At 50.7% G+C, this 26,511-nt stretch carries 18 protein-coding genes; 7 read left to right on the top strand and 11 right to left on the bottom strand.

Annotation, left to right across the window (positions count from 1 at the left end):
• Together WKT05_RS08025 and WKT05_RS08020 are read right to left on the bottom strand one after the other, a co-directional pair.
• Window positions 1–1,275 (bottom strand): hypothetical protein (locus WKT05_RS08025; protein WP_340413675.1); only part of this gene is annotated, 1,275 nt, incomplete at its 3' end.
• 87 nt (window positions 1,276–1,362) lie between these two features.
• Window positions 1,363–6,234, bottom strand: coding sequence for a hypothetical protein (locus WKT05_RS08020; protein ID WP_340413674.1), 4,872 nt, complete (start codon window positions 6,232–6,234; stop codon window positions 1,363–1,365).
• A gap of 934 nt (window positions 6,235–7,168) precedes the next feature.
• Here WKT05_RS08020 and WKT05_RS08015 point away from each other — a divergent pair.
• Window positions 7,169–8,335, top strand: coding sequence for an iron-containing alcohol dehydrogenase (locus WKT05_RS08015; RefSeq protein ID WP_340413673.1), 1,167 nt, complete (start codon window positions 7,169–7,171; stop codon window positions 8,333–8,335).
• Window positions 8,336–8,423: 88 nt separating this feature from the next.
• Here WKT05_RS08015 and gltX read toward each other — a convergent pair whose 3' ends face one another.
• The 9 genes from gltX to WKT05_RS07970 all read right to left on the bottom strand — a co-directional run bounded on the left by gltX (window position 8,424) and on the right by WKT05_RS07970 (window position 17,929).
• Complete coding sequence (gene gltX / locus WKT05_RS08010; RefSeq protein ID WP_340413672.1) at window positions 8,424–9,902, bottom strand: glutamate--tRNA ligase; 1,479 nt, start codon at window positions 9,900–9,902, stop codon at window positions 8,424–8,426.
• A 9-nt stretch (window positions 9,903–9,911) separates the two neighbouring features.
• Window positions 9,912–10,631, bottom strand: coding sequence for a PHP domain-containing protein (locus tag WKT05_RS08005; RefSeq protein WP_340413671.1), 720 nt, complete (start codon window positions 10,629–10,631; stop codon window positions 9,912–9,914).
• A gap of 84 nt (window positions 10,632–10,715) precedes the next feature.
• Window positions 10,716–12,281: an S-layer homology domain-containing protein gene (locus WKT05_RS08000; RefSeq protein ID WP_340413670.1), complete on the bottom strand. Its 1,566-nt coding sequence runs from the start codon at window positions 12,279–12,281 to the stop codon at window positions 10,716–10,718.
• Between the two features lie 119 nt (window positions 12,282–12,400).
• Window positions 12,401–14,068 carry a proline--tRNA ligase gene (gene proS, locus WKT05_RS07995; RefSeq protein WP_340413669.1) on the bottom strand — a complete coding sequence of 556 codons (1,668 nt, stop codon included), beginning with the start codon at window positions 14,066–14,068 and terminating at the stop codon, window positions 12,401–12,403.
• Between the two features lie 8 nt (window positions 14,069–14,076).
• The gene (locus tag WKT05_RS07990; protein WP_340413668.1) at window positions 14,077–14,481 is read right to left on the bottom strand and encodes an FMN-binding protein; all 405 of its coding nucleotides are present in this window, start codon (window positions 14,479–14,481) and stop codon (window positions 14,077–14,079) included.
• Between the two features lie 97 nt (window positions 14,482–14,578).
• The gene (locus WKT05_RS07985) at window positions 14,579–15,604 is read right to left on the bottom strand and encodes a LacI family DNA-binding transcriptional regulator (protein WP_340413667.1); all 1,026 of its coding nucleotides are present in this window, start codon (window positions 15,602–15,604) and stop codon (window positions 14,579–14,581) included.
• A gap of 2 nt (window positions 15,605–15,606) precedes the next feature.
• A complete protein-coding gene (locus WKT05_RS07980; RefSeq protein ID WP_340413666.1) occupies window positions 15,607–16,500 on the bottom strand; it encodes a diacylglycerol/lipid kinase family protein in 894 nt (297 codons plus the stop codon).
• Window positions 16,501–16,861: 361 nt separating this feature from the next.
• Window positions 16,862–17,356, bottom strand: a complete 495-nt coding sequence (locus WKT05_RS07975; RefSeq protein WP_215508443.1) for a hypothetical protein — start codon at window positions 17,354–17,356, stop codon at window positions 16,862–16,864.
• 15 nt (window positions 17,357–17,371) lie between these two features.
• Window positions 17,372–17,929 carry a YtxH domain-containing protein gene (locus tag WKT05_RS07970; RefSeq protein WP_340413665.1) on the bottom strand — a complete coding sequence of 186 codons (558 nt, stop codon included), beginning with the start codon at window positions 17,927–17,929 and terminating at the stop codon, window positions 17,372–17,374.
• Between the two features lie 57 nt (window positions 17,930–17,986).
• On the opposite strand from WKT05_RS07970, the gene WKT05_RS07965 reads away from it, so the two are divergent.
• The 6 genes from WKT05_RS07965 (at window position 17,987) to WKT05_RS07940 (ending at window position 26,507) form a co-directional block, all read left to right on the top strand.
• Complete coding sequence (locus tag WKT05_RS07965) at window positions 17,987–18,835, top strand: histidinol-phosphatase HisJ family protein (RefSeq protein WP_340413664.1); 849 nt, start codon at window positions 17,987–17,989, stop codon at window positions 18,833–18,835.
• 289 nt (window positions 18,836–19,124) lie between these two features.
• A complete protein-coding gene (locus WKT05_RS07960) occupies window positions 19,125–21,035 on the top strand; it encodes an aconitate hydratase (protein WP_340413663.1) in 1,911 nt (636 codons plus the stop codon).
• The gene (locus WKT05_RS07955) at window positions 21,035–22,033 is read left to right on the top strand and encodes an isocitrate/isopropylmalate dehydrogenase family protein (protein ID WP_340413662.1); all 999 of its coding nucleotides are present in this window, start codon (window positions 21,035–21,037) and stop codon (window positions 22,031–22,033) included. Before WKT05_RS07960 ends, WKT05_RS07955 begins: the two co-directional genes overlap by 1 nt.
• Window positions 22,033–23,391, top strand: a complete 1,359-nt coding sequence (locus tag WKT05_RS07950; protein ID WP_340413661.1) for a citrate synthase — start codon at window positions 22,033–22,035, stop codon at window positions 23,389–23,391. The genes WKT05_RS07955 and WKT05_RS07950 overlap by 1 nt, the downstream gene beginning before the upstream one ends.
• Before the next feature lie 159 nt (window positions 23,392–23,550).
• Window positions 23,551–24,246 (top strand): ABC transporter ATP-binding protein, encoded by a 696-nt coding sequence (locus tag WKT05_RS07945; protein ID WP_340413660.1) that lies wholly within the window; start codon window positions 23,551–23,553, stop codon window positions 24,244–24,246.
• Window positions 24,240–26,507, top strand: coding sequence for an ABC transporter permease (locus WKT05_RS07940; protein WP_340413659.1), 2,268 nt, complete (start codon window positions 24,240–24,242; stop codon window positions 26,505–26,507). Before WKT05_RS07945 ends, WKT05_RS07940 begins: the two co-directional genes overlap by 7 nt.
• Window positions 26,508–26,511 lie beyond the last annotated feature (4 nt).

Genomic DNA, 26,511 nt, shown 5'->3' with positions numbered 1-26,511 from the left:
TTTGTTGGAATATTTATCCGTATAAGTCGCATTATAGGTCTTCGTGTCTACGGCAGTCCCATCCGTCGGTACGGCGGGGTTCCATTTATCGAAGACTTTCTTTTCGTCCGGAGTATCTTTCGTGTTCAGTGCGACGGGCTTCAGCTTGGCGATTTCCTCTTTTAATTTTTCGTTGTCATACTGTACGCCGTCTTTGACGTCGATGACTTTGATTTTTTCGCCCAGGTTGTTGAAGCGGCCGTTAACGGCGGCTGTTTGGCCTTCTTGAGGTTGATTGGCATTAAAGGTGAGTCGTTTGTAGCCATTGGGGACCGGCGGATACTCGCCGTTATCTCTATCGGGGACGAGGACATCGGGTTCGTAACGCAGGCTGATGGTTGCATTTTCCTTGGGATTAGGATCGGAGATGGACAAGGTGTATTCCTTGTTGTCGATGGTAACTTTATCACCATTCCCTTTGTCGCCTACCTTATAGGCTACGCCATCTGCTGCTGCATGTAATTTGGCTTCGTCAATATCTTCGGATTCACGCATATTGACGGTTTCGGATTTTGCCGGTAAGGGCATAGCGACACCAGTTAAATTATCCGATGTAATATTGGGCATGGTGCTGCCTTGAGCAGGCATGTTTTCAGCTGCCAAGGCTTTGCCATAGGGATCCACGTACTTCACGTCTACCATGGAGTTGGCCAATTCCGTCAGATCGATTTTAAAGCTTAGCTTCCCTAATTGACCCTCTGAAGTTTCCGGGGTGAATAACACGCGGACATTGATATCTTGGTCATATTGAACTTCGATGGCGGCATTGCGTACCATGGTTCCATCAGTAGGCCAACCCACGGTAAATTCGCGGGCACCGTTTTCTGTAATGGTCGCAAAGTCTTTCAGGAAATGTTCCTGTCCATCTGAGGTTTCCCACTTGGCGGTGATTTTAAATTCACCATTGGGAAGGGCGGACCAGTCAAAGGGATTTGACCCTAAGCCTTTTGTGTTTACGGTAATTACGGTGTCCGAATTGGCGGGCGCCTTGACGGGCGCTCCGGCACGGAAAAATCCGGATTCACGTCTAACTCTGGATTTAACCGCCGTTTTCTTTCCTGTTTGCGGTACCGTGAAGTTAAAGATTTCTTTTTTTCCCTTCACCACGCCTTTTAATTCCGTCGTTTGTGCTTTGGGGGCCAGGGCCGCGCCGGCTGCTAGTACGGCGCTGTCAAAGCTTGTAAACAACATGACAAAAGCAAGGAGCAGGGAAAGCCATCTTTTACTTGATTTCATGTTTCCTCCTTTCCGGGGGGCCGAAGCCGCCCCGGTTACCTTTTTTCTTTCTTCTGTTTTTTGCCGATTTTTCTATAGGATGTTTTCCTACTTAATAAGGTATTTGTAGGGGTTGGTGACGTAGGTCTTGGCTTCTTGGCCTTGACCTTCTTGGCAGGTTCCCGAAATAACCAGGACGTCGCCGGATTGCAACTTATAGCTGTTACCAAAGGGGGCTTTTACAAAGGTTCCCTTCGCAGGCACATTAACGGTAACATCGGCATTTCTATCGGTACCGTCGGCGCCCATGACCTTAATGGTCACGTCAGAGTTATCTCTATCGGCGGTCACTTTCATAAACTTTCTGCCTGCCCGTTGGCCGTTAAATTTAACCAATAATTGGTAGGTCTTTTCGTAGACGACCGTTTTTTCCGTCTTGTTGCCGAATTCGTCTACTGCGGTAATGGTGATGGTAGGATCTTTTCCTTCGTTTACCGCTTGTCTTAAGATGGTGTTCAACAGGTCGGCTTTGATCGTTGTTTCTTCTTTAGTGACTTGGTAGTCAAATCCGTTCGTTTCCGCCATGTTTTGGTAGGCTACCTTCACGTGAACTTGGCGGCCTTCGGGGATTTCCGAAAGAACGGCGGTTAAGTCGATAAAGCGTCTGAATTTTTCATCCGTGGCTTTTGCCGGATTGATTTCCGGGCCGGCGGCGTCGATCTTGACGTAGTTTCGGTTGACTACGTCGGTTTCGCCGATGGCCTTCTCGCCATCTTTATTGGATGCCGCAGGAATCATGTCCGGTTGCTTGGACACGATGCGAATGATGTCGTCGTTGGTAACTCCGTCCAGAGGAATGGTCTTGGTTTGTCCCAAGGTGTCGGTGTTTTCCATGGTGGTCTTACCGGCATCCACCCACTTGTTGTTGTCTTTATCCCACTTTTGTGCCACGTATTCCGTGCCGGGAGTGGGTTTGTTTAAGGTGGGGTTGGGAATGTCGAATTCGACGACGGGTTTGCCATCTTGGTTTGGCACTTGCTTCATTCTATCAACCGGAGCGGAAGTGCCTCGTTTGTTGATGGTTACACGGCCTTCCTGACCGTCGATGTCTTTGCCGGCTTTTTCAACCACGTACTTGGCGACAATGTCTTTGCCTGCCTTTCCTGTCAGGTCCAGGGTGCCGATAATTAACTTACCTGCATCGTCTCCGGTACCTTCTCTGGCGCTTAATGTTCCGTCCGCTGTTTTGTACGTTCCGTCTTGCTGTTTTTCTAATACGACTTCCGCGCCGTCGGCGACGGTAAGCTTAATCTTTTCAATGCCTGCGTTCTTTTCCGCGTCGCCCCAAGTGAGCTTGGCTTGAGTGTCGGTGTCATAGACATTGCTAAAGGCGGGTTTCGGAACATCCAAGGGTGTGGAAGTGTTCCAAATGGTGTAGCCGGTGACTTCATCCGTTCCATGACGATCGACGGTTACAGCATTTCTGGATGTTGCGGAAGTATAGGCGTCAACACCGATGCTGTAGGCTTGGTTCTTCGCCAAGGGATCGCCGTAGGGGTTGCCTGCGTTTTCGTGTAAGTTCCGAGGTGCATTGGGGTCTAGGGTTGTCGTACCGTCGGTATTGTTTAATCGAAGGTAGGTCTTTAAGCCTAAATCGCCCCAGTTGGGAACCTTGAAATTCTTGTAGGCATCTTCCATACCTGCGGGAACGACTGCCGATACATAGGACATCCGTTGACCCAATTCGTCAAAGCCGGGCAGTTTCCACGTTAAAGTTTTTTCCATGCCGTCCCAATCTTTTAAGCCGGCATCGCCTAAGGGATAGTAGTTGGCGTTTTGGTGAACCGTCGGGGTGCCGTAGTTCGTAACCGCTGTCCGTCTCAAGAGGCCGATCTTTGCGTCTTTTTTCTTCGTAGTATCAACTGAATCAACATACTTACCATATTTATGAGTTGCATCCGCTGTCTTATCTATATTCTTATAAGAAGCAACAACATTGATGTCGAAGAAGGGACGGTAATTGGCGTAAAGGTGAATGTCCTTACCTTCTTCAATGGCTTTTTTGATTTCCGTGTAGCTCTTGTCAACATCTCGAGGACTTACGGCTACGGAGTAACCGTTAGGAATATAATATGTGTTTTGAAGTTTGTTCAGGTCTTGCAACCATTCGGTTTTTTGAGGAATCCGCGCGGTCCCACCTTGCTTAGTCTTGACAAGACCTTGGGTAATTTCCCCGATCCGTTCGTTGTTGTTCCCTGCAGCAAATTCAGAAGTAGCATCGTTCGTGTATCTCTTCGTTGTCCAACCGATAAAGGAGTTGTTGGGAATATTAAAGGTCCTGGCCTTTGCATCGGTAATTTTATCCATGTCGGCTTGTTCGCCGGTCACGGGCACCTTGGGCAATTGTTTGATGATCAGGTTCCCCTTCATTTTAGACAAGGTGGGGCTGGAAACGGCGTCCAGAATCTTATCGGTCTTGTCTACGTCGGAAATAACAAGAGGTACCGTTATGGTTGTTTCGGCCTTGGGATCGGTGGTGTTGTTGGAGTGAAGGATCAAGTTGATGCCTTCGCCGTAAACGGCATAGACCGTGCGGTTTTTGTCGATGGGCGAGTTGGCGTCAAAGATATAGGCATCCTTTTCGGCCGTGGTCCAGTCGTCGGTTGCCTTGACAATTTTGCCTCTGTCTTTCAGGGCGTTGAATTGTTCGGCAATGCTTTCATCCGCTTTGTCTACTAACTTCACGGTGGTCCAACCTAAAAGCTTCTTGCCTTGGGGGACGTCGATGTCGTACTTGTCGGGCATTTGTCTTAGCTTGAGCGCTTCTTTTTCAGCCTTGGCAATAGCGGCATCTTTGTTGTTGATGTCATAAACTTTGCCGTCGTGACTTAACACGTTTTGGAAAGTTCTCTCGACTTCTTTTCCATCTATTGTTTCTTTTACTTTTACTGTTTTTGCATTTTCATCGACTTTGACATTTTCGCCTTCAAAGCCACTTGGTTTATAAGCTTCATTAGGCGTTCCAGCAGCTTTTTCTACTGTTTTGCCATCAGCAGCTAATTTATCTTCTATAAGAGTCGTGTATTCTTTACTTAATGGAGCGATCTTTTCTATGACATCTTTATTGTCCTTTGATTTTTCTCCGTTTAAGTCAAAGTTGACTTTTGCCTGTACTTGTTCAACAACTGCCGGTCTTGATTCTTCTGCAAGAATATCGACATTTGTGTTTGTGAAAAGTAGAGGCATGTCTCTCTTCAGTTCAGGCATTGTAAATGTTCTTGGTGTTTTGCCATCTGCTTGATTACCGGGCTTCGTCGTATCGAATTCATAACCTTTTGACTTAACATTGTTTACCACAACGTCTATTCTTGAGTCATCTTTGTTTGAAGTGTTACCCGGCTTTGCAATGATTGTTTGTACTTTTTGATCAGCCTTAGATTTTCTGATATTTACTTCAGCATCTTCGTAGGCTGTACGACCGGTGATGTTTTTATCTCCTAAGAAGATTTCATCAACGTCCGGTTTTTGGAATGTGGTTGTAACAGTTCCTGCTGAGTAAGTTCCTTGCCAGTCAAGAACGATCGGGTTTTTGTCTACTACATAATTAGCTTTGTAAAATGTTGGTTCGTTCTTGAAGTGCAGGGTTGCTTCTCCACCATCCGGATAGTTACCATATAAATATAGTTCTGTACCGGCTTTTAATGTCATAGCCATGCCTTTTTGTACAGTATATTCATAGGCTAAACCCTTGTCTACGTTTAAGAAGTTTGAGCCTAGGAACATTTCAGTACCCATACCTCTAATTCCAAGACGCATCTCTCTATTACGTGATTTAGCTGAATTTCCAATCAAGCCAGCACCATAAGCAGTCTTAAAGTCAATCTTGATTTTATCGCCTGCATTTAGTGTTACGTCTTTTGTCAGTTTAAAGGTGTACTTATATTGTCCTGAAGCATTATCTGTTATTATTGTGGAGTAGAATGGGAAGTATTGAAGTCCATCATTTCCACCTAACAACTTATCCACTTTATCTGTATCTACATAGTATCTAACTGTCGTACCTTGACCGTTATTTAAAAGTGATTCAACACCATCCAGCCAAGAAGCAAGTGGTTGGTTTGTAGTAAGGTTCGTTTTTATCCCTTCTTGCGCTTCAGCAGCTCTATTGAAATCACTTGCGGCAACTTGTATGAAACCAAGGTCTGAACCTGGAAGGAAATTGATGTTGTCCTTTAATACTGCAACAGAACCGTCAGCTGTTGGTTCTCCCTTGGCATCCAGCCTACCGGCTGTTGGAAGTCCATTATTTGATGTTGAGAATATATGTGCTATCGTTCCAGAAGCATCTTTCGGCTTTAGCACATCGAAGAATCTCTTGTCTACCGTTTGTCTATAGCCAAGCTTTCTTCCGTAAAGCTGATTACCAGTGATGGCCACCTTGTTATAGCGATGCCTTACTTCAATATAGCCCTTTTCTTTGTTATATAAAACAGAAGATCCTGCAGCTCTAAAAGCTCTATCTGGGGTTACTGATTCACGAATTTCTCTTAAAAGATTTTGTTCGTAGTTGTGCTTTAAAGGAACGATAGATGAGAAAGTATACGTTGAATAGTTCCCTCTACCTGAACCTGCATCCGTATAACAAGCAACTTGTTGCTTGTCCCTAGCCAACATCCTTATTTGAACTAAAGGTTCCTTGGTAAAGGAGTCTACACTTTGTCCCGCCTTTAATACAAGGTTTATAGGCACTTCATTAAGGGCAGCTGTCGTGCCTGTGTTTCCATTCTTTGCGATGTTTACTTCCTTTACGTTGACTGAACCGGCATCAGTAATTGTTGTATTACCAAAAGGTGCTATTTTTTCGTAAGCAAGGTCGTCGTGGTACCATCCAGCATTTGATCCGGCTGATACGCCTTTGTAAATACCGGTTTGTGTGTCGTTCCAGTCTACCATGTCGTCAAAGCTATCTTCTAACTTCATTTGCATGATGTCCCAAACACCTGTACCAACCTTATCAAACTTTCTCATAGTAAGTCTGATTACAGTTCTACCATCTGGTCTTATGAAGTAACCTCCATAGCCTATCATTGGGTTTTTCATTGGTTCAGCTAATGTAGATACTTCACTTAAGTATTGTTTAGCAGCTAGCGGCCAAAAGTTTTTACCCTTTAAATTTTCTTCTGTTACTTGCCAGTCTGTTGTATTAACGACTGCATTCCCATTCGAATCCTTTGTTGTGAAGGTTTCGGCAAAAACATTCGCCGGCAGGGTGCCTGCCACCATGACGACAGCCAAAAAACCGGCTGTGACTTGCTTTCGCATCTGCTTAACGTTCATAGCTTCCTCCTTTAATGCATTCTTAGTGACGGCGTACATCTTTTCGTTGCCAAACGCACTTCCTTTCTTCGTTCCCTACTTAATCACTTCCTTGCTACATCATCATAGATATATACGTCTTTATTTTATCACTACTTCTCTTTTTTATCTATGTTAAATGACAGTTATTTTCTATATTTAAAGATTATTTTTTTCTCTTCTAAGATGAAAGGTAAAATGTTTGTGGAATCGCTGTTTTCACACAGAAAAATCGAGCAAGTCATGGAACCTGCCCGATTTTTTCTTTTCATCTCTTTAAATGGATACGACGTGAACGGGGTTGCCGGCGTCTTCGATAAGTTTAATTAAATCCTCGGCTTTGAGCCACAGGGTGGCGGTGTTGTCGTTGGGGGGGATGCCGATGATGCTGCCATTTTTGGTAAATCGTTTGTCTCAATAGAAGTGCACGGCGTGTTCGGCGTCGTTTAGGAGGCCGGAGGGGCTGACGGCGCCGGTTTGCGGATCGAGTTTTTCTTTCGGGGCGGCGAGCTTTGGGTATAATTCAGTTATATCTATGAACGCAATTAAAGGAGGATGTATGGATAAGTTTATTTTTTCGGTACCGACGACGATTTTTTTCGGGGAAGGTCAGGTGCGCGCTTTTGCCGAGGCGGTGAAGTCTTACGGGGACAAGGCGCTGATTGTTTTCGGCGGCGGCTCCATTAAGAAGAACGGCATTTACGATGAAATCACCTCGGCTCTTCACGCCGCCGGTGTGAAGACGGTGGACCACGGCGGCATCGAGCCCAATCCCAGGATCGACAGTGTGCGGGCGGGGATCGCACTGGTGAAGCAGGAAGGGGTGGATGTGATCGTGCCCATCGGCGGCGGCTCTTCCATCGACGCGGCGAAGCTCATTGCCGCAGGCACCCTGACGCCGGGGGATCCCTGGGCCATTGTAAAGAAGGAGGTGGCGGTAAAGGATGCCCTGCCTCTGTGTGCGGTGCTGACCTTGGCGGCCACGGGCTCTGAAATGGACACGGCATCGGTGATTACCAATCCGGAAACGAAGGAAAAGCTGGGCTGGAAGAGCAGCAAGGTGCTTCCCAAGGCGAGCCTCATGAATCCGGCCTACACGGTGTCGGTGAATGGGTATCACACGGCGTCGGGCACGGCGGACATTATGAGCCACACCATGGAAAATTATTTTTCCGTGGACGACAGCGCCTTTATGCAGGATTCTATGTCGGAAGGCATTTTGCGCACCTGCCGCCACGCCGGTCCCGCGGCGGTGAAAGACGGCGGGGATTTGGAGGCCAGGGCCAATTTAATGTGGGCGTCCAGCTGGGCCATTAACGGCCTGCTTTCCACGGGCAAGGCGCAAGCCTGGAGCGTGCACCCCATGGAACACGAGCTTTCGGCTTTCTACGACATTACCCACGGGGTGGGCCTCGCGATTTTAACGCCGCGCTGGCTTCGCCATGTGTTGAGTGCCAAGACGGCGCCGAAGATCGCCCGCTTCGGCCGCCGGGTCTTCGACATTCAAACGGACGACGATGTGGATGCGGCCAATGAAGCCATCGAAGCCCTGTATAATTTCTTTGTTTCCATGGGCATTCCCATGAATTTAAAGGCCGTGGGCATCGGCGAGGAACATTTGGCGGAAATGGCCAAGGCCTGTGCCGATCATGCCGGCGGCGTGATCCGCGGCTTTGTGGATCTGAAGGAAGAAGATATTTTGGCTATTTACAAGGCCTGTTTGTAGGCATAAAAAGAAAGCTGCTCGTGAGGGCAGCTTTTTTTGTAATGACAAAATCCGCCGGAGTGCGTGGCTCGGCGGATTTTATATGCCTTTATTTTCTGTAGCTTTTTGCTTTTTCCAATCGTTTTAAGATTTCGTCTTTGCCTAAAAGGTAGATAATGTTGGAAAGTTCCGGGCCGTGGACGTTGCCGGTCATGGCGGCACGGGCGGGCATGTAGAGGTTTTTGCCTTTCACGCCGCTCGCCTTTTGCACTTGCTTCATGAGCTTGCCCGCATCTTCCAAGGAGATGGCGTCCATCCCTTTCAGGATGTCTTCCAGGGCGTCGATGACCGCCGGGGCGGATTCGGAATTAATTTGTTCCAGGGCATCTTCTTCGGTGACTTCGTAGTCGTCGTAGAGGAAGCCGCAGGCCTCGGGGACTTGTTCCAGTCGATCCAGGCCGTCTTGAATGGTTTCCATTAGGACGCGGTAGTGCTCGGGATTTTTTTCCACGTCGGCTTTTGTAAAGAGGCCGGCTTTTTCGATGTAGGGCATGGCCATGTGGAGGAGTTCATCGGCGGAGAGCTCTTTCATGTAGTGGCTGTTAATCCAGTCCAGCTTCTTCACGTCGAAGACGCCGCCGGTTCTGGCGATACGCTTGGTGTCGAAGGCTTTGATGAGCTCGTCCATGGAGAAGATTTCCTGATTGTCTTCCGGAGACCAGCCTACGAGGGCCAGGTAGTTGATGAGGCCTTCGGGCAGGTAGCCGTGGCCTTTAAAGTCTTCCACGGACACGTCGCCTTGGCGCTTGGAGAGCTTTTTGTGGTCTTTGTTCAAGACGCCGGGGAGGTGAATGTAGGTGGGTACGTCCCAACCCAGGGCTTGATAGAGGTACACGTGTTTCGGCGTGGAGGGCAGCCATTCTTCCCCGCGAATGATGTGGGTGATGCCCATAAGGTGATCGTCCACCACGACGGCCATGTGGTAGGTGGGGAAGCCGTCGCTTTTCATAAGGACTTGATCGTCCATTTCGTTGGTATTAATGGTGATTTTGCCCCGGGCTTCGTCTTCGAAGGTGATGTCTTCGTCGTGGGGAAGCTTTAGGCGCACCACGTATTCTTCGCCTTTGGCGATGCGCTCTTTGGCTTCATCCAGGGAGATGGAGCGGCAGAGGCCGTCGTAGCGGGGCACTTGGCCTTTAATCTTTTGGCCTTCGCGAAGGTTGTCCAACCGCTCTTTGGTGCAGAAGCAGTAGTAGGCGTGGCCGGATTCCAGCAGCTGATCCACGTATTTTTTGTAGATGTCCAGCCGCTTGGATTGAATGTAGGGGCCGCAGTCCCCTTCTTCCACCACTTCTCCGTCTTTCATCATGACGCCTTCGTCGATGGCAATGCCCGCCCAGTTCAGGGAGCGGATCAGGTTTTCGATGGCGCCTTCCACGAAGCGGGTTCGGTCGGTGTCTTCGATGCGGAGCAGGAATTTTCCGCCTTTTTGTCGTGCGTAAAGGTAGTTATAAACGGCAGTTCTCAGGCCGCCGATGTGCAGGTAGCCCGTCGGTGATGGGGCAAAGCGCACCCGTACATTGTCCATGGTTCCTCCTTATTTGTCCATTAGCGTAAATGCGTTCAGTATGCGGTCGTTCTCCCAAGTGTTGACGATGAGCTCCTCGGGGTAGTCCAGTTCGTTAATCAGCACTTTAGCCAGTTCAAAATTACCTACGTCCACGTCCATGTGGGCATCGCTTCCCACAATGACTTTCATGTTTTTCTCTTTTCCCAGTCCCAAGAGCACGCGCAGGTTTTCTTCCGCGCCGATGCGGGGGCCATTTTTCTTCAGGGACGAATTATTTAATTCGCAAAAGAGATCCTCTTCCACGATAAAATCGCTTAACCGTTCGTAATCCAAGGGAAAGCGGGCATCGTCGGGGTGGCCGATGATTTTTACCAAGGGATGTCTGCCGGCGTTGATGATTGCGTCGGTGTTGGTTTTGGCATCGGCGGGTTGAAAGCACTGCCTGTGCAAACTGACGATGGCGTAATCCAGTTTTTTATGGTCCAGATCGATGTCGATGGCGCCGTCTGCGGAGAGGATGTTGGCTTCCACGCCGCAAAGAATCACGACGCCGTCTAAGACGCGGGGCACGGCCTGGTAGTTATCGAAAACGGCGTTGTTTTCTACCCCTGCCATGGCCATGGCGTGATCGCTGGTTCCGAGGATTCGTATGCCGCGCGCCCGTGCCGCGGCGATATTTTCTCTGAGAGTCGAATAGGCGTGTCCGGAGGCGATGGTGTGGGTATGCAAATCGATTGATAGTTTCATAATGCCTCCCTCCTTAACATTTCTATTATAGCACAGGCTTTTCCGTGGAACAAAAAGCAAAAAAAGAAGCCCGCAGGCTTCTCTTTACTGAGGTTGGCCTGTAGCTTCTAAGATGTCGTAGTAGCTCCACATGTTTTTGTTTACGTCTTTAAAGGGATTGTTGCCGTAGGTGTCCAAAAAGGCTTTGTCGGGCTTGCGTTGTAGGGCTTTGTTCAGGGCCGCGCAGACTTCCTGGCGGGTGATTTTTTCGCCCGGTGCAAATTTGCCCTTGCTACGTCCGCTCATAAGGCTCGCCTGCTGAACGGCACCGATGTAGCCTTTGGCCCAGTGATTGGCTTTCACATCGCCGAAGTCGGTGGATTCCGCGGGGCTTAAGCCGGCGTAGGCGGCGAGAATGCGGGCAAATTCCGCCCGTGTTATGGATTGATGGGGCTTGAAGCTGCCGTCTTGATAGCCGGAGATGAATCCCCGCTTTTCCATAAAGCCCACGGAGGCGGCAAACCACTGGCTGTCATCTACATCTTTAAAGGAGGTGTAGGCGGCCACGGGCTTTGCGCCGTTTGCCATGCGGGCGATGACGGATGAAACTTCCGCCCGGGTCATGGCTTTTGTCGGCTTAAAGGTGCCGTCGGGGTAGCCGGTCACGTAGGCGGGGCGTGCCACTTTCATGGCTTCTGTGAGGCTGTTTTCCGCGCCGGAGATGTCAGCGGCTGTAGCGTCTTCTTTGGCGAGGATAAATTGCCCTGTAGCCACGGCGGCATTAACCTGCAATTGCACGACTTTGGCCCGTCCGCTCATAGCCACCGATGAGAGGACGCGGAGAAAGTCGTCGATTTTTTTCTTGTCTCCTGCAAAGGGGGCGGGGGCCGCATCGCCTGCGCCTTGTCCCGGGCCGGCACCTTCGCCTACTGTGGCGAGAACTTCTTCCTGCCCTGCCTTTGTGGTGAAAATGAAGCTTAGGGTTGTGCCTTTCGGTTGGGGATTGATGACCACGTTGAAGCGGCCGTCGTTATCCGCCACGGTGCTTCCGATTAAGGTTTTGCCTCGATAGACCCGCACACCAGCGCGGGCCACACCGGTGCCGGATAAGGTGTTGGCGCCGACGGCGATGGGATCCACGGTGGATTTTTTCGCCGCCACGGGGATGGGACTTGCCTTTCCCGTGTCGCTGGTGACGTCTTTTTGAACGCTGCGGTTTTTGCCATTTTTATCCACGGTGGCCATGACGTAGGACATGGACACTTGGTTCACGTTTTTGACGCCTTTTTTAAATTTGCCGCTCATTTTCAGGGAAAATTCCGGGCGGCTCAAGGCCTTAACGTCGGGGATTACCAAGGTGACGATTTCTTTTTTGTTGCTGTCTGTCTTCGTGGACATGAGGCGGTAGTCGTTGTCGGTGAGGCCGCCGACGAAGATGGCCTTGTCGATGTGAATGGTTTTATCGACCATAAACGACAGGGAAAATGTCTTTAAATTGCTTTGGTAGTCATTGGGCATGGTGATCTTTAGTTCCATGCCGTAAGGGTCCGATGCCTTTTGCTTATTGGTCATGGGAAGGTTCAGTTGGCTCTGAATATCTTCCGCGGCGAAAACCGCCGTCGACGCAAATAGGAGCAAAAGGGCCAAAAGGGTACACAAACTGCGTTTCATAAAATCCCTCCTTCCGTCTATTATAATCCATGAATCGCACCGTCGCCGTTACGATTTCATAACAGTTTTTCTTTATTTCCCGAAGAAAAAGAAAAAACCCCGCGTCGCGAGGTTCGTTTCTAGTTATTTAATGCATCTGCTATGCGCAAAAGGACCTCCTCGGCAGGTAGTTTTCCCACATCGCCGCCTCGGCGCTTTAATTCCACCACGCCCTCTTCGGCATCCTTGCCTACGGTCAGTTGCAGGGGGATTCCCAAAAGGTCGCGGTCTTTAAATTTCACGCCGGCCCGCTCGTTGCGGTCGTCGAGAAGGACGGAAATGCCTTTATCGACGAGGGCATCGTAAACTTTTTCCGCCAATGCCTTCTGCTCTTCTTTTTTCACATTGGCCACGGTGATGGCCACGTCGTAGGGGCCCAGGTGGGGCGGGAAGTTCAGCCCGTCGTCGTCCCGATGGTTTTCCAGCACAGCCGCCAGCAAGGCGCCCATGTGCCAGGTGGCGCCGCCTAAAATATAGGGCACTTCCTTGCCTTGTGCATTCAAAAAACCGGCGTTCATGGCTTCGGAGAAGTGTGTGCTCGGCTTATTGATCCGCGCCACTTCAAAGGCTTCCCGGAAGGTGTAGGCCACACCGGCCGGGGAGACGTCGCCTTCCGCCACATCCAGCAGGTCGTCGGCGATTTCGCCTTCGAAATCTCTGCCGTAGTTGACGTTTTTAATGTGGTAGTTTTCTTTGTTGGCGCCTACCACCATGTTGTCGATTCCGGTGACGGCGCGGTCCACGATGATTCGCGCCTTCTCTCCCAGGCCTATTGGCCCGGTGAATCCAGGGAAGGTGCCCAGCTCGAGAATGGTCGCCTCATCGAGCATGTCGATTTTATCGCCGCTCACGCCTAAGTAGTTTTCAAGCTTCTTTTGATTCAGCTCCCGATCCCCGGGCACGAAAACAAAGACAGGCGCACCGTCGACCCTTAGGTCCACCGCCTTGGTGCAGCGGGCCGCTTCCACGCCGATCATGTCGCTCAACTCTTTAATGGTGCGGGCATCGGGGGTGTAGACCGCTTCCGCTTCTTTCGGTGCTTCGCCTTCAGGCAAGGGGTAGCGAATGGGGGCCTCATCCTTCATGTAGGCCGATTCTCCGTCAAGGGCCAGTTCTTCTTTGTAGCCCTCCGCCAAGGCGTAGTACACGAGGCTATCCGGTGTATCCACGGCGCGGTAGTCGATTCCCAACGCATTTAAAAGGGCTTCGGCGCGCTTTTGCTCTTCGCCGAAAAATGCCTCGGCGTCTTCGGGATCGCCGTCGAAGCGCGCGCCGTCCATGACCGAATAGGCCCGGGCATCGGCAAGGCCCGATACGGGCTTCGGTACGTCTTTGTAGCGCAGGGCCTTTTCATACAAAAAGAGGGGAAGCTGCTTGTAGCTTTTTAATTCGCCGCCTACGAGGCTCAAAAAGGCCTCCTCCGATGCCGGGGAAAGAGCGGCCTGCCGATTGGTGCGGTCCGCCACCTTAAACATTTGGCTGCCGCATTTTTCCCAACGGCCGCTTTCTTCCCACAAGGCCCGCGGTTGAAGGGGGCTTAAGGAAACCGCCGAGCCCCCTTGAAAAAAGTCCTTTTCAAGCCGCGCCTCGAGGGCTTTCATAAGCTCATGGCCATAGGGCAGAAAGGTAAACAGGCCCACGCCTGCTTCTCTTGCCATGCCCGCCCGCAGCATCCATTTGTGGGCTTCGGTGCGCGCATCGGCCGGCGCTTCCCGCAAGGTGGGCAGGTAGTAGCGAGACAGTTTCATAGGGCCTCCTATTCCGCTTGACGAATGCAATTTCTCACGGCTTCCAAAAAGCCGTAGGAAGCCTCCGTGGCGCCGGAGATCGTGTCTACATCCGCCGATTGTTTTCGAATCACTTTGCCTTCAAGGCGATCAAAGGCATCTTCCACGACGCCTACATTTTCACTATGTTCCATCACATGGACCCGGTCGATGAAGCCGTCGCGCACCCGCATTTCGACGGAAATATCCCCCACCATGCCGCGGCCTGCGGAAACATAACTGCCGTCTTTTAATAAATGTCTTCCCTCTTGCCTCAAATCAACCGCCTCCGATTTCTTTTCTTCGGCGACGGGCTCTTCGGCACTGTAGCTCAAGGAGGTGGCACAGCCGGTGAGCGCGAGACAACAGGCCAAACTCACGACGAGTTTTTTCAATGGAAAAGCTCCTTATCTATATGAATACTCACTTTATCTTCTGTTTCCATTATAACCTATTTTCTACCATATGTGGTGGTTGGCGGAACATTAACCACTATTTTTTGTCATTTAAATCGACGACACTTTGCCGCTTAATGATTTCCACGGGAAGAAGAATCATCTCTTCGCCCTTGTCCGTATTTTTCTTATCCAGCATCTTAAAGAGCTTGCGAATGGCCACGGCGCCGATGTCGTAATAGGGCTCTTTTACCGTGGTGAGTTTGGGCCGGTAAATATCCGACAAGGTGCTGCCGCCGAAGCCTGCAAAGGACATGTCCTCCGGAATGTTCATGCCCTGGTCCCGCATGACATTCATCAGGTGAATGGCCATTAAATCCTGGCTGCAGAAGAGCACGGAATACTTGCCGCTTCGAAGGGCGTCTTCGTGTTCTTCGAAAAGATCCTGAGCGTCGCCTTCTGTGAGGCCTTCGCAGTAGAGGACGGAGGGCTTCAGTCCCGCCGCACGCATGGCGTCGCGGTAGCCGCGAATCTTGTACTTTTCGTTGGTGCGATCCATGTCTTTTCGCATAGCCACATAACCGATGGCCGTGTGGCCCAGATTAATCAGGTAATCAGTCATATTGTAGGAAGCGGCCTTGTTGTTAATGGTAACGGTGGGCGCCTCGTCTACATTGTAAAAGCGATTGATGACCACGCAGGGAATGTTAAACTCGTCCAGCTTATAGAGGAGCTTTTGGTTTAAAATTTCCGAAATAATAATGATCCCTTCCACTTGCTTTTGGCTGAAGAGATTGGCAAATTTAATTTCCACTTCCGGATCGTCGTAGGACGAGGAGAGCAGAATGTCGTAATTGTGCATGCGGCCGATTTCTTCCACACCCCGCAAGACTTGGGAAATGTATTGATTCCCTACGTCGGAGACGATGACGCCGATAATATTACTTTTTTTCGTTACCAGGCTTCTCGCCACTTCGTTGGGCTTGTAATCCAATACGCTGATGGCGTGAAGTACCCGCCGGCGGGCCTCGGGACTCACGGGTTTAGAGTCGTTAATGACGCGGGATACGGTTGAAATCGATACGTCCGCCATTTTTGCTACATCTTTGATGGTCGATGCCATACTTACCTCCTATTTGTAATCAATTGAATGCCCCCCGGCACCACTTCAATGGTTTGTGGCAGGCGAGGGCCTTTTTCTCCGTCAATATCCACGTGCATGGACTTGTCTGCACGAATGGTGATCTTTTTTCCGTGGCGATAAATGAAATGATCGTGGTCGATGTGTTTGCCCAGGCCGATGGTTCGGAAAAGGTCTAGCAATTTGGACATGGTCATCTCTTCGATGACCGCAAGTTCCAAGAGGCCGTCGGTGACGTCGGCTTCCGGGGAAATTCTCGAAAAACCGCCGACGCTATTGGAATTGGAGACCATGACCATCATGGCCTTGGTTTCGATGGACTCGCCGTCGCAGTCGATTTTGACGTCGAAGCCGCTTTTTAAAAAGTCCTTTTCCCGAAACATGCGAAAGCCCTCGGCGTAGTAGGCCAATCGCCCCACGGCGGATTTAGCCTCGTCGGGCACTTTGTAGCCGATCTCCGAAAACACGCCGACGGCACAGACATTAATAAAGGCGCTGTCGCCGCAAAGGCCGATATCGACGGCGATTGGTTTTCCCTCGGTGACCATGGTGTAAAAATCGTAGGGATCTTTCGGTATGCCCATGGACTCGGCGAAGTCGTTGACCGTGCCCGCCGGATAAATGGCCAAGGGCGTTCTTCGCCTCGCTTCATACATTCCGGAGACCACTTCGTTGACCGTGCCGTCGCCGCCGATGGAAATAATACAATCTTCCCCGTCGTCGGTGGCGGCAAAAGCGCGGGCATCGCCGCCTTTTTGCGTAAAATTAAGTAACACGGCTGTTCCCCTCGAGGCAAAGGGCGCGATTAGTTTTTTTATGATTTCAATAGCCCCTTCCCTTCCGCTGGAAGGGTTAGCGATAATTTTTACCTTTTTCATTTATACCTCCGACTTTATTATACGCTATGGGGAACGATCTCACAAAGAGGAATTCAACTTTTCCCTCAAAATAAATCGGAAAATTTTCCCGAAAATCATGAAAAATGACCGGCTGTTACAAATCTGAACCCTTTTTATGGCGAATATTCCCTGTTTTTTCGCCGACCTCCCCTTCTGCAGGAAAAAGAATTTATTTTTTCCCGTGCCCTTGGCGACGTCGGCGGCAAGCGTTTTTTCTTTTTTAGTCGGCGGCTTTATTTTTTACATAACCATTATTTTCCCGTAATCTTTTTCCCGTATGCTCCTTAGGAAAAGGCGGGCATTAAAAAAGAAGCGGCGGGGCCGCTTCTTCCTTTTGCTGTTACCGCGTGCGCAACACATCTCTTAAGGCTTCCAATACTTCTCGCATAATATAGAAGTAATCCACCACATTGTTGGCGTTGAAGGAGATGGTCTTTGCCGTGTCCGAAATGGAATCGGTGAGCACATCGGCGGTGTTTTTTATTTTTACAGACGTTTGATCCACGGTGCGAGCCACGTTGTCGACGGTGCCCGTCACATCGCCGACGGTGGCGGCGATCTTTTCCACTTCCGGCTTCACGACTTCAACCATTTCCGTGGCGTCGGTGGTGAGGCGAGAGGCGTTGGTGGAGATAATGGTGACATTATCTGTAATGGTCGGGAGTTTTTGCATGGTGTCGTCGATGACGGCTTCGTGGGCCTCCAATTTGGTTTTGACAACCTTTAAAATGCCGGCGACGTTTTTCAGGGTAATCATCAAAAAGACAAGAGCCCCGATACCTGCAAGATAGAGTAAAAAGCGCAAGAGGTCGTGCAAATTAATCATGGTGTCCATTGTGACCTCCGTGTTCTACTTATCTTCTTCTTCTTTTACGACCTTTTTGGATTTCTTTTCTGCGTCTTTTGCCGCTTTGGCAATTTTATCGGCGCTTTCTTTCACTTGGCCTTTGGCTTCTTTCGCTTGATCTTTGGCTTCTTCGCCGACTTCTTTCGCGGCATCGCCGACAGCTTTGGCGGATTCTTTTAATTCCACCTTCACATTGGCGCCTTCTTCGCGAACGATTCTGCCGATGGCTCTTGCTTTGGCTTTGGCGATTTCGGCATCGTCGCGTACTTCGTCGGCCTTAATGGCGGCGCGAAGTTTCAAATCGTCGTAGGTGTCTTGAACAGCTTGTTGTGCTTCATAAGCCCGAGCGGATAATTCATCGGCGGTGTCTAAAGCCATGTCCTTGGCGTTTTCTGCCAATTCTCTCGAGCGGTCGGCGATGTCTTCGCGGGTCTTTTTACCGCTTTGGGGCGCGAATAAAAGGCCGGCTGCAGCGCCGACGACGGCACCTAATGCAAATTTCTTTGCTCGTTCTTCTCGTAAATAGCGTTCACGTTCTCTTCTCATAAAATCAAATATCATGGTCAACCTCCAGTTTTTAAGTTACTACTATTATAGTACCCAAGGGAGATTAAAAGTATGCATTTTTACGGAAAATTCTTACACGATCTCAGAAAGGAGACGCTTTTGCTCATCGATTCTCACAGTCACTCACGCTTTTCTTTCGACTCCGAGGCGGATTGCGAAGAAAACATTCTCGCCGCCATGGCCCGGGGCCTCGACGGCCTGGCCTTTACCGATCACATCGACCGGGTCGACGGGCCCTTGGATTATTGTTTCGATTTCGACGACTACACCCGCACCCTCATTCCCTTAAAGGCCCGCTACAAGGACCGAATTTCGGTGCTTATCGGTGCGGAAATGGGCTTGAATCTCGAGAAAAATCATTGGATCGAGGCAGCCATGAAGGATGATCGCTTCGATTACTTTATCGGCTCCCTCCACACCGTGGACAATCAGGACGTGGCCTCCACCCTCTATACGTACAAAGGGGATCTGAAGCCTTATTACAGAAACTATTACGACGCCATGGTCCATGCCGCCACGGGCACGACGGGCTATCACGTTCTGGGCCACATGGATTATTTGGACCGCTACGTGCGGGACAAGGCGGCCATTCCCCCCTTCGCCTTTTACAAGGAGCAGGTGGCGGCGGTGCTTGAGCATTTGATTCAAAAGGATTTGGTGTTGGAGTACAACACGGCGGGCAAGTACAAGGGCCTGAATTACGGCAATCCCAAAGAGGAAATCCTCGCCCTCTACCGGGATCTCGGCGGCAAGAGGATCTGTCTTTCCTCCGACGCCCACAAGTCGGAGCATATCGGCCGGGATTTTCATTCGGCGAAGGATTATCTCATCCGCTTAGGCTTCACCCACGCCACCTATTTCGAAAAGAAGTGCCCCGTGGAAGTGCCCCTGGCGGATTAAACTTGATCTCTTTTTTACAGAAAGAACAGGTTGCGGAAACATTTCTCTACTATACTTACCATAGAATTCGACGGAGCCATCGGTTCCGCATTGAGTTTTCATCTCTTACTCCCTTATTGAGGCGGCGTTTTGCGCCGTCTTTTTATTTGCTCTTTAAGGCAATAAAGTATACAATCTACTTTGAAAACGCTCTACCATTTTAAAATAGAAAAAGGTATACTGGTAATTAACGATCATATGAATCGAAAAACGGCATTGTCGTTTCCTGGACCGCAATCAAGGAGGTTGTATGACTAGTATCGCGTACCAATTATTGGAAAGCCACTTGCTGGAAGGAACCCTCTCTCCCGGCGAAGAGATTAAATTGAAAATCGATCAAACCCTGACCCAAGATTCTACGGGGACCATGGTTTATTTGCAATTAGAAGCGATGGGCATTGAAGACATTCAAACGGAGCTTTCCGTAGCCTACATCGACCACAACATGCTGCAAACGGGCTTTGAAAATCCCGACGATCACGAATTTATTCAATCGGCGGCGGCAAAATACGGCCTCGTCTTTTCAAAACCCGGCGGCGGCATTTGCCACCAAGTGCAACTTGAGCAGTTTGCCGCACCGGGCAAGACCTTGGTGGGAAGCGACTCCCATACGCCGACAGCGGGGGGCCTCGGCGCCCTCGCCATCGGTGCCGGCGGCTTGGATGTGGCCGTGGCCATGGCCAGCGGCTTTTATTTCCTGAAGGTGCCCAAGGTGTTAAACGTGCGCCTCAGCGGAAAATTAAAGCCCGGCACCAACGGCAAGGACGTGATCCTCGCCATCTTAGGTAAAAAGACCGTCAAGGGCGGCACGGGCTACATTGTGGAATATTCCGGCGACGGCGTGAAAAATCTTTCCGTCACCGATCGGGCCACCATTTGCAATATGGGGGCGGAGCTCGGCGCCACCACCTCCGTCTTCCCCTCCGACGACGTGACCCGGGCCTTTTTGAAGCGCCATGGCCGGGAAGAGGCCTTCGTGCCCCTCGCCGCCACGGAGGATGCCGTCTACGACGACGTGCTGGACATTGATCTTTCCGCCATCGAGCCCGCCGTGGCCAAGCCCCACTTGCCCGATCAATACGAAAAGGTGAAGGATCTGGGCAAGGTGAAGGTGGATCAAGTGGCCATCGGCAGCTGCACCAATTCCTCTTACACGGACATGATGAAGGTGGCACAAATCTTAAAGGGCAAAAAAGTCCACGAAGATGTAAGCCTGGTCATCTCCCCGGGGAGCGCCACCATTTTAAATGCCTTGTCCAAAAACGGCGCACTGGCCATTATGATCGAAGCCGGCGCCCGCATTTTGGAAAGCGCCTGCGGTCCCTGCATCGGCATGGGCCAGGCACCGAAGTCCGGCGCCGTGAGCCTCAGGTCCTTTAACCGCAACTTCAAGGGCCGCAGCGGCACGAAAGATGCGAAGATCTACCTCGCCGGCCCGGAAACCTGCGCCGCCTCCGCCATTGCCGGCTACATTACCACGCCGGATGCGATTGAGTCTGTAGACGAGCCGGATCACTACGATCACGCCACCAATTACTTAATCTATCCCAAGGAAAAAGCCGCGCGGCCCAAGGATGTGAAGATGGGCCCGAACATTAAGCCCTTCCCCATCGCCCATCCCTTGGACGACGGTTTTGAAAAGACCATTCTCCTTAAGGCATCGGACAATGTGACTACCGACGACATCTGCCCTTCCACGGCAAAGCTTCTCCCCTACCGGAGCAATATTCCCGAGCTTTCCAAACACGCCTTCTCCACTTTGGTGGACGACTTTAAAGCCCGGGCGGAAAAATACGGCGGCGGCATCGTCGTCGGCGGCGAAAATTACGGCCAAGGCTCCAGCCGGGAACACGCGGCCCTCTTGCCCCTTTATTTAGGCGTGAAGGCCATTGTGGCGAAAAGCTTCGCCCGCATCCACCGCTCCAATTTAATCAATATGGGCATTCTTCCCCTGGTCTTTAAAGACCCCGCCGATTACGACAAATTAAACGAAGGCGACACCATCGCCATGAAGGACTTAAAGGCCTCCGTTGAAAAAGGCGAATTTATCTTAACCGCAGGCGGCGATGCCATCGAGCTTGTAGGCGACTTCAGCGAACGGGAAAAAGCCATGCTCTTAGAAGGCGGCTATTTAAACTACACGAAAAACAGGAGGGCATAATGAAGAAAGTGACCTTGATCCCCGGCGACGGCATCGGCCCGGAAATCGCCGCGGCGGTAAAAAAAGTGTTTGAGGCCATGAAGGTGCCCGTGGCCTTCGAAGAAGTGAACGCGGGCAAAGCGGTCTTTGAAAAAGAAGGCACCTACTTGCCCGACGCCCTCTTCCAATCCCTGGAGCGAAATAAAATCGCCTTAAAAGGCCCCATTACCACCCCCATCGGCCACGGCTTCAGAAGCCTCAATGTGGAGCTTCGGAAAAAATACGATCTCTACCAAAACATTCGGCCCATTAAGCCCGCCGCCGATCTTCCCATGAAGTTCGACGACGTGGACATGGTGCTCTTTCGGGAAAACACGGAAGATCTCTACGCCGGCGTGGAGGAAGTGATCTCGGAAAACGAGGCCCGGTCCATTAAAATCATCACCCGCGATAAATCGGAGCGGATCATTCGCGCGGCCTTCGACTACGCTACGGCCAACAAGCGTCGCGACCTGGCCGTGGTGACCAAGGCCAATATTATGAAGGCCACCGACGGCTTGTTTTTAGACGTGGCCCGCGAGGTGGCCAAAGACTACGACGTGCCCATGAAGGAAATCCTTGTAGACAATATGGCCATGCAGATGGTCATGAATCCCGGACAATTTGATGTTATCGTGACGGAAAACCTTTACGGCGACATCCTCTCCGATTTAGGCGCCGGACTCATCGGCGGTTTAGGCATGATTCCCGGCATGAACAAGGGCAAGGACATGGCCATTTACGAATCCGTTCACGGATCGGCCCCGGACATTCAAGGCAAGGGCATCGCCAATCCTACGGCCATGCTTCTCACCGCCTGCTTAATGCTCGACGACATCGGCGAAGGGTCGGCAGCGGAAAAAATTCGCCGCGCCATTCACGACGTCTTGTCCGATCCCGACACCCGCACGGTGGATCTCGGCGGCAGCTTAAGCACCGAGGCCTATGTAGACGCTTTAATAGAAAGAGTAGGTGTGTGATGCTCAATCAGAAAATGGACCCCCGCCTGGACGATCTGGCGGAAAAGATTACGAAACGCGACACCATTAATCGCGAGCTCTATTCCAAGTACAATGTGAAACACGGCCTGCGCGATGCCGAAGGCACCGGCGTCCTCGTAGGCATTACCCGCATCGGTTACGTCACCGGCTACGAAAAAATCGACGGCAAAAAAGTCCCCATGGAAGGGGATCTGCTCTATCGGGGCTATTCCGTGAAGGACATGGTGCACGATTTTAAAGCGACCAATCGCTTCGGCTACGAAGAAGTGGCCTACACTTTGCTCTTCGGCAATTTGCCCACGAAAAAAGATTTGAATTTCTTCAAGGGCCTCTTGCGGGAAGAGCGGTCTCTGCCGAGAAATTACCTGGAAGATACGATCCTGAAAGTGCCGGGGCGCGACGTCATGAACAAAATGATGCGCTCCACTTTGTGTCTGTACTCCTACGACGCGGAGCCCGACGGCACCTCCACGGCCAATGTGCTTCGCCAAAGCGTAAGCCTTCTCGCCAAGACGCCCCTGATTATGGCGTATAATTACCAAGCCAAAAAACACTACATCGACGGAGACAGTTTGGTCATTCATTACCCGGACAGCGATATGTCCACGGCGGAAATGATTCTGTCCCTGATCCGGAAAAATTCCGACTACACCGATGCCGAGGCCAAGATTTTGGACCTGATGCTCGTGCTTCACGCCGAACACGGCGGCGGGAACAACTCCACCTTCGCCACCCACGTGGTCTCCTCCTCGGGCACGGATACGTACAGCGCCATCGTTACGGCCCTGGGCTCTTTGAAGGGGCCTCGCCACGGGGGCGCCAACCTCATGTGCTCCGCCATGCTCGATGACATCGCCTCCAATGTGCGGGACGTCCACAACGAAAACGACATCGAAGATTACCTGCAGCGGATCTTAGGCGGCCAGGCCTTCGACGGAAAGGGCCTGATCTACGGCATCGGACACGCGGTCTACACCTTAAGCGACCCGCGGGCCGAACTCTTAAAGCAGCAGGCAAAAGTGTTGGCCGAAGAAAAAGGCTACAGCGATCAATACAATTTCATTCGCCTGGTGGAAGACATCGGCGGTCGCCTCTTGCAAGAGCGCAACAACACAAGCTATCCCCTTACCGCCAACATCGACTTGTACTCGGGCCTGGTGTATCAAATGCTGGGGATCCCTCGGGACCTTTACACCCCACTTTTCGCCACCGCCCGCATGGCCGGCTGGTGCGCCCACCGTTTGGAACAAGTCCAAGACAAGAAAATCATTCGCCCGGCCTACGTCCACTTAAACTCCAGAAAAAAATACCTGTCCATGGACGACCGCACAAATTAAAGGAGTCCCCTCGTAAAATCGAGGGGATTTTTTCTTTTCTTAAATAGTTAAATGAAGTTCGAAAAAAATACATGAGCAGCCGAGAATTTTATAGACAAAAAAAGTCACGAGGCATACAATTGTTTTAATAAAAAGTATCATTTAATTAAGGAGGTTCTCGTGATTACCATCAACCATCTACATAAAAGTTACGGCACGAAAAATCAACGGCTTCACGTATTAAAAGACGTGTCTTTTACGCTGCCCGAAGGAAGCCTGGCCTGTCTCTTGGGCCCCTCCGGCTCGGGAAAATCCACCTTGCTGAATATTTTAGGAGGCATCGAAACCGTCGACGAAGGCGAAATTATCGTAAACGGCGCCCAATTGTCCCATATGAATAAAAAGGAACTGGAGCGCTATCGCAGAAAACAATTGGGCTTCGTCTTTCAATTTTATAATTTAGTGGAAAATTTAACCGTCCGAGAAAATATTCTGACCGGCGCCTACCTTTCCGACGATCCTCTGGACGTGGACGCCTTGGCCGAGGAGCTGGGCATTGCCGATCAATTGCACAAATTCCCCTCGGAAATATCCGGTGGCCAAGCCCAGCGGGTGTCCATCGCCCGGGCCATGGCGAAAAAGCCGTCCCTCTTTATTTGCGACGAGCCCACCGGTGCCTTGGACTACGAAAGTGCCAAGGCGGTTTTGCACTTAATCGAAGACTTGAACAAAAAACACAAGACCACCATTCTTATAGCCACACACAACGAAGCCATCGCTTCCATGTGTCACGTAATTTTGCGCCTTCACGACGGCAGCTTAAAATCTTACGAAGAGAATAAACACATCCTCTCCGCCGAGGAGGTGCAATGGTAATGAAAAACCCCATTCACCGACGGATTCTGCGGCTGTTTTTTAAAAAGCCCGGCACCTACTTGCCCCTTTTCCTTATTTCCCTTTTAACCGTCACTTTCACTTCCTCTTTTTTTATCAGCCAAAATTCCATTAAGCCCCTTTACTACAAGGGACTGCGGGATAACAAAGTGGAAGACGGCCAATTTCTTATGGCGGATCCTTTAACGAAAAAGGCGAAGGATGCCATTGAGAAAAGGGATTTGGATCTTGCGGAAAATTTTTATAAAGACGTTCTCTTCCGCATTCCCGGCGACGAAGATAAGCGGCAAAAAACACTTCGCACCTTTATCAACCGGGAAAAAATCGACACCGCCGCCATTCACGCCGGCCAATTGCCTGTGAAAAAAGGAGAGATTGCCATTGCCGCCAACTTGGCCAAGGCGAGCGATCTTCGCCTCGGCGATACCCTTTGCCTCAATGGAACAGATTACAAGATTACGGCCTTGGTGGCCACGCCGGATTACTCCACGATTTTAAAGACCCAAGGGGATTTGGCCATGGACACCACGCATTTTTCCGTGGCCTTTGTCACAAAGGATGCCTTCGATTCCCTGAAGGAAAAAACCAACTACCTCTACGTTTACAGAAACCACGCCCGCCTATCAGAAAATGAAGCGCGAGATAAATTCGAAGACATTCTCGCCGATGCGGAAACGTCGGGCCCCGTCATCGGCGCCACCACCTCCTACGACAACCGCTGCATCCAATACTTTATCGACGACATGGGCGGCGACGTGCCCATGATGATGATTACCATGGTGCTTCTGTTTATATCCCTGGGCTTTATCAGCGCCCTGCAAACCCGAGGCCTGTTGCGGGAAGAAGCGCCGGTGATCGGCACCCTCCTCGCCATGGGCTACGAGACGAAAGATTTGATTCGCCACTACAGCCTCATCCCCACCTGCCTCACGATTTTCGCCGGAGTGGCGGGCAATATTATCGCCTATGTGAAGGGCTACAAGCTCTACGCCGACCTTTACTACACATCTTATAATCTGCCGCCCTTTGTGCCCGTTCTTTCGCTGAAGGCCTTTGCCTTAACCACCTTGATTCCCCTGGGCATCATTTGGCTGGTCAATCGCCTGCTTCTCATGCGCTACTTCCGCCTGTCGCCCCTACGCTTTCTGCGGCGGGAATTTTACCGCAAAAAAAGAAAAAAAGCCCCCTCTCTGGAAAACTTTTCCTTTATGCATGCCGCCCGCCTTCGCATCTTGTCGGAAAACCGCCTGAATATCCTCGCCCTGTTCTTCGGCATGTTCATAGGCAATGTGCTTCTTCTCTTTTCCATGGCCATGGGCCCCATGTTTGACGACTACATGAATTCCATAAAAAAAGACATGAAGTACAATTACACCTACATGGTAAAGGCGCCGGATCCCGCCATTGACGCCGACAAAGGCTTAAGCCTTACGGTTGATTACAAAAAGGGCGACGACAAAAGTGATCTGAATCTGCTCGGTCCGGACAAAGACACGGCCTACAAAAAAGATCTGCCTTCAACCATGGGAGCAAACGACGTGGTGATCTCCACAGGCCTCGCCCAACGGGACCAATTAAAACCGGGGGATGAAATCACCGTCAAGCTTCCCCGATGGAAAAACTACAAACGATTAAAAATCGTCGCCATTGCCCACGACATTCACTCCGTACAGGCATTGATGCCCATGGATGCACTAAACAAATTTATCGACAAAGATGCAAAGAATTTCAATCTCTACTGGTCGCAAAAGCCCCTGCACGTAGACGACGACCGACTCATTACCACCATCGATCGGGAAAAAATCGGCTCGTACCTGGACGCCTTTTTAGAGAATTTCGGCGGCGCCCTACTTACCACCCGCATTCTGGCCATGGTATTCTACTTTACTCTGGTCTACACCGTGAGCAAGTTGATCTTGGAAAAATCCCAAAAAGATATTTGCTACCTGAAAATTTTCGGCTATGGAGACAGGGAAGTGGCATCCGTTTATCTCTTGGGCATGGGAATCGCCGTGGCACTCTTTTATCCCCTGAGCCTGCCTCTCTTCGATCCCCTGATGCGCTACCTCTTCGCCCTGTCCATTTCGAAAGTTTCCGTCTACATGGAGCCACACTTCGCAGCCAAAAGTTATCTCGCCATTTACGCCTCGGACCTCGCTGTCTTTGCTGCCGCCCAGGCCTTGGGCCGCAGAAAGATTAAGGGCTTGAATATGGTGGAAGAATTAAAAAAAGTCAGTGGCTAAAGCG

It is taken from the genome of Peptoniphilus sp. HCN-40583, from assembly GCF_037892835.1.
GTDB classification, from domain to species: Bacteria; Bacillota; Clostridia; order Tissierellales; family Peptoniphilaceae; genus Aedoeadaptatus; species Aedoeadaptatus rachelemmaiella.
Note: the sequence above shows the minus strand (reverse complement) of the source record. Positions and strands in the feature narration are given on the sequence as shown.

Coding starts and splice junctions, on each gene's coding strand:
- WKT05_RS07960 (WP_340413663.1), top strand. CDS start 19,125: ATGACTAGTATCGCGTACCAATTATTGGAAAGCCACTTGCTGGAAGGA.
- WKT05_RS08015 (WP_340413673.1), top strand. CDS start 7,169: ATGGATAAGTTTATTTTTTCGGTACCGACGACGATTTTTTTCGGGGAA.
- proS (WP_340413669.1), bottom strand. CDS start 14,068: ATGAAACTGTCTCGCTACTACCTGCCCACCTTGCGGGAAGCGCCGGCC.
- WKT05_RS07970 (WP_340413665.1), bottom strand. CDS start 17,929: ATGATATTTGATTTTATGAGAAGAGAACGTGAACGCTATTTACGAGAA.
- WKT05_RS07985 (WP_340413667.1), bottom strand. CDS start 15,604: ATGGCATCGACCATCAAAGATGTAGCAAAAATGGCGGACGTATCGATT.
- WKT05_RS07940 (WP_340413659.1), top strand. CDS start 24,240: ATGGTAATGAAAAACCCCATTCACCGACGGATTCTGCGGCTGTTTTTT.
- WKT05_RS07950 (WP_340413661.1), top strand. CDS start 22,033: ATGCTCAATCAGAAAATGGACCCCCGCCTGGACGATCTGGCGGAAAAG.
- WKT05_RS07965 (WP_340413664.1), top strand. CDS start 17,987: ATGCATTTTTACGGAAAATTCTTACACGATCTCAGAAAGGAGACGCTT.
- WKT05_RS08005 (WP_340413671.1), bottom strand. CDS start 10,631: ATGAAACTATCAATCGATTTGCATACCCACACCATCGCCTCCGGACAC.
- gltX (WP_340413672.1), bottom strand. CDS start 9,902: ATGGACAATGTACGGGTGCGCTTTGCCCCATCACCGACGGGCTACCTG.
- WKT05_RS07980 (WP_340413666.1), bottom strand. CDS start 16,500: ATGAAAAAGGTAAAAATTATCGCTAACCCTTCCAGCGGAAGGGAAGGG.
- WKT05_RS07975 (WP_215508443.1), bottom strand. CDS start 17,356: ATGGACACCATGATTAATTTGCACGACCTCTTGCGCTTTTTACTCTAT.
- WKT05_RS08000 (WP_340413670.1), bottom strand. CDS start 12,281: ATGAAACGCAGTTTGTGTACCCTTTTGGCCCTTTTGCTCCTATTTGCG.
- WKT05_RS07955 (WP_340413662.1), top strand. CDS start 21,035: ATGAAGAAAGTGACCTTGATCCCCGGCGACGGCATCGGCCCGGAAATC.
- WKT05_RS08020 (WP_340413674.1), bottom strand. CDS start 6,234: ATGAAGTTAGAAGATAGCTTTGACGACATGGTAGACTGGAACGACACA.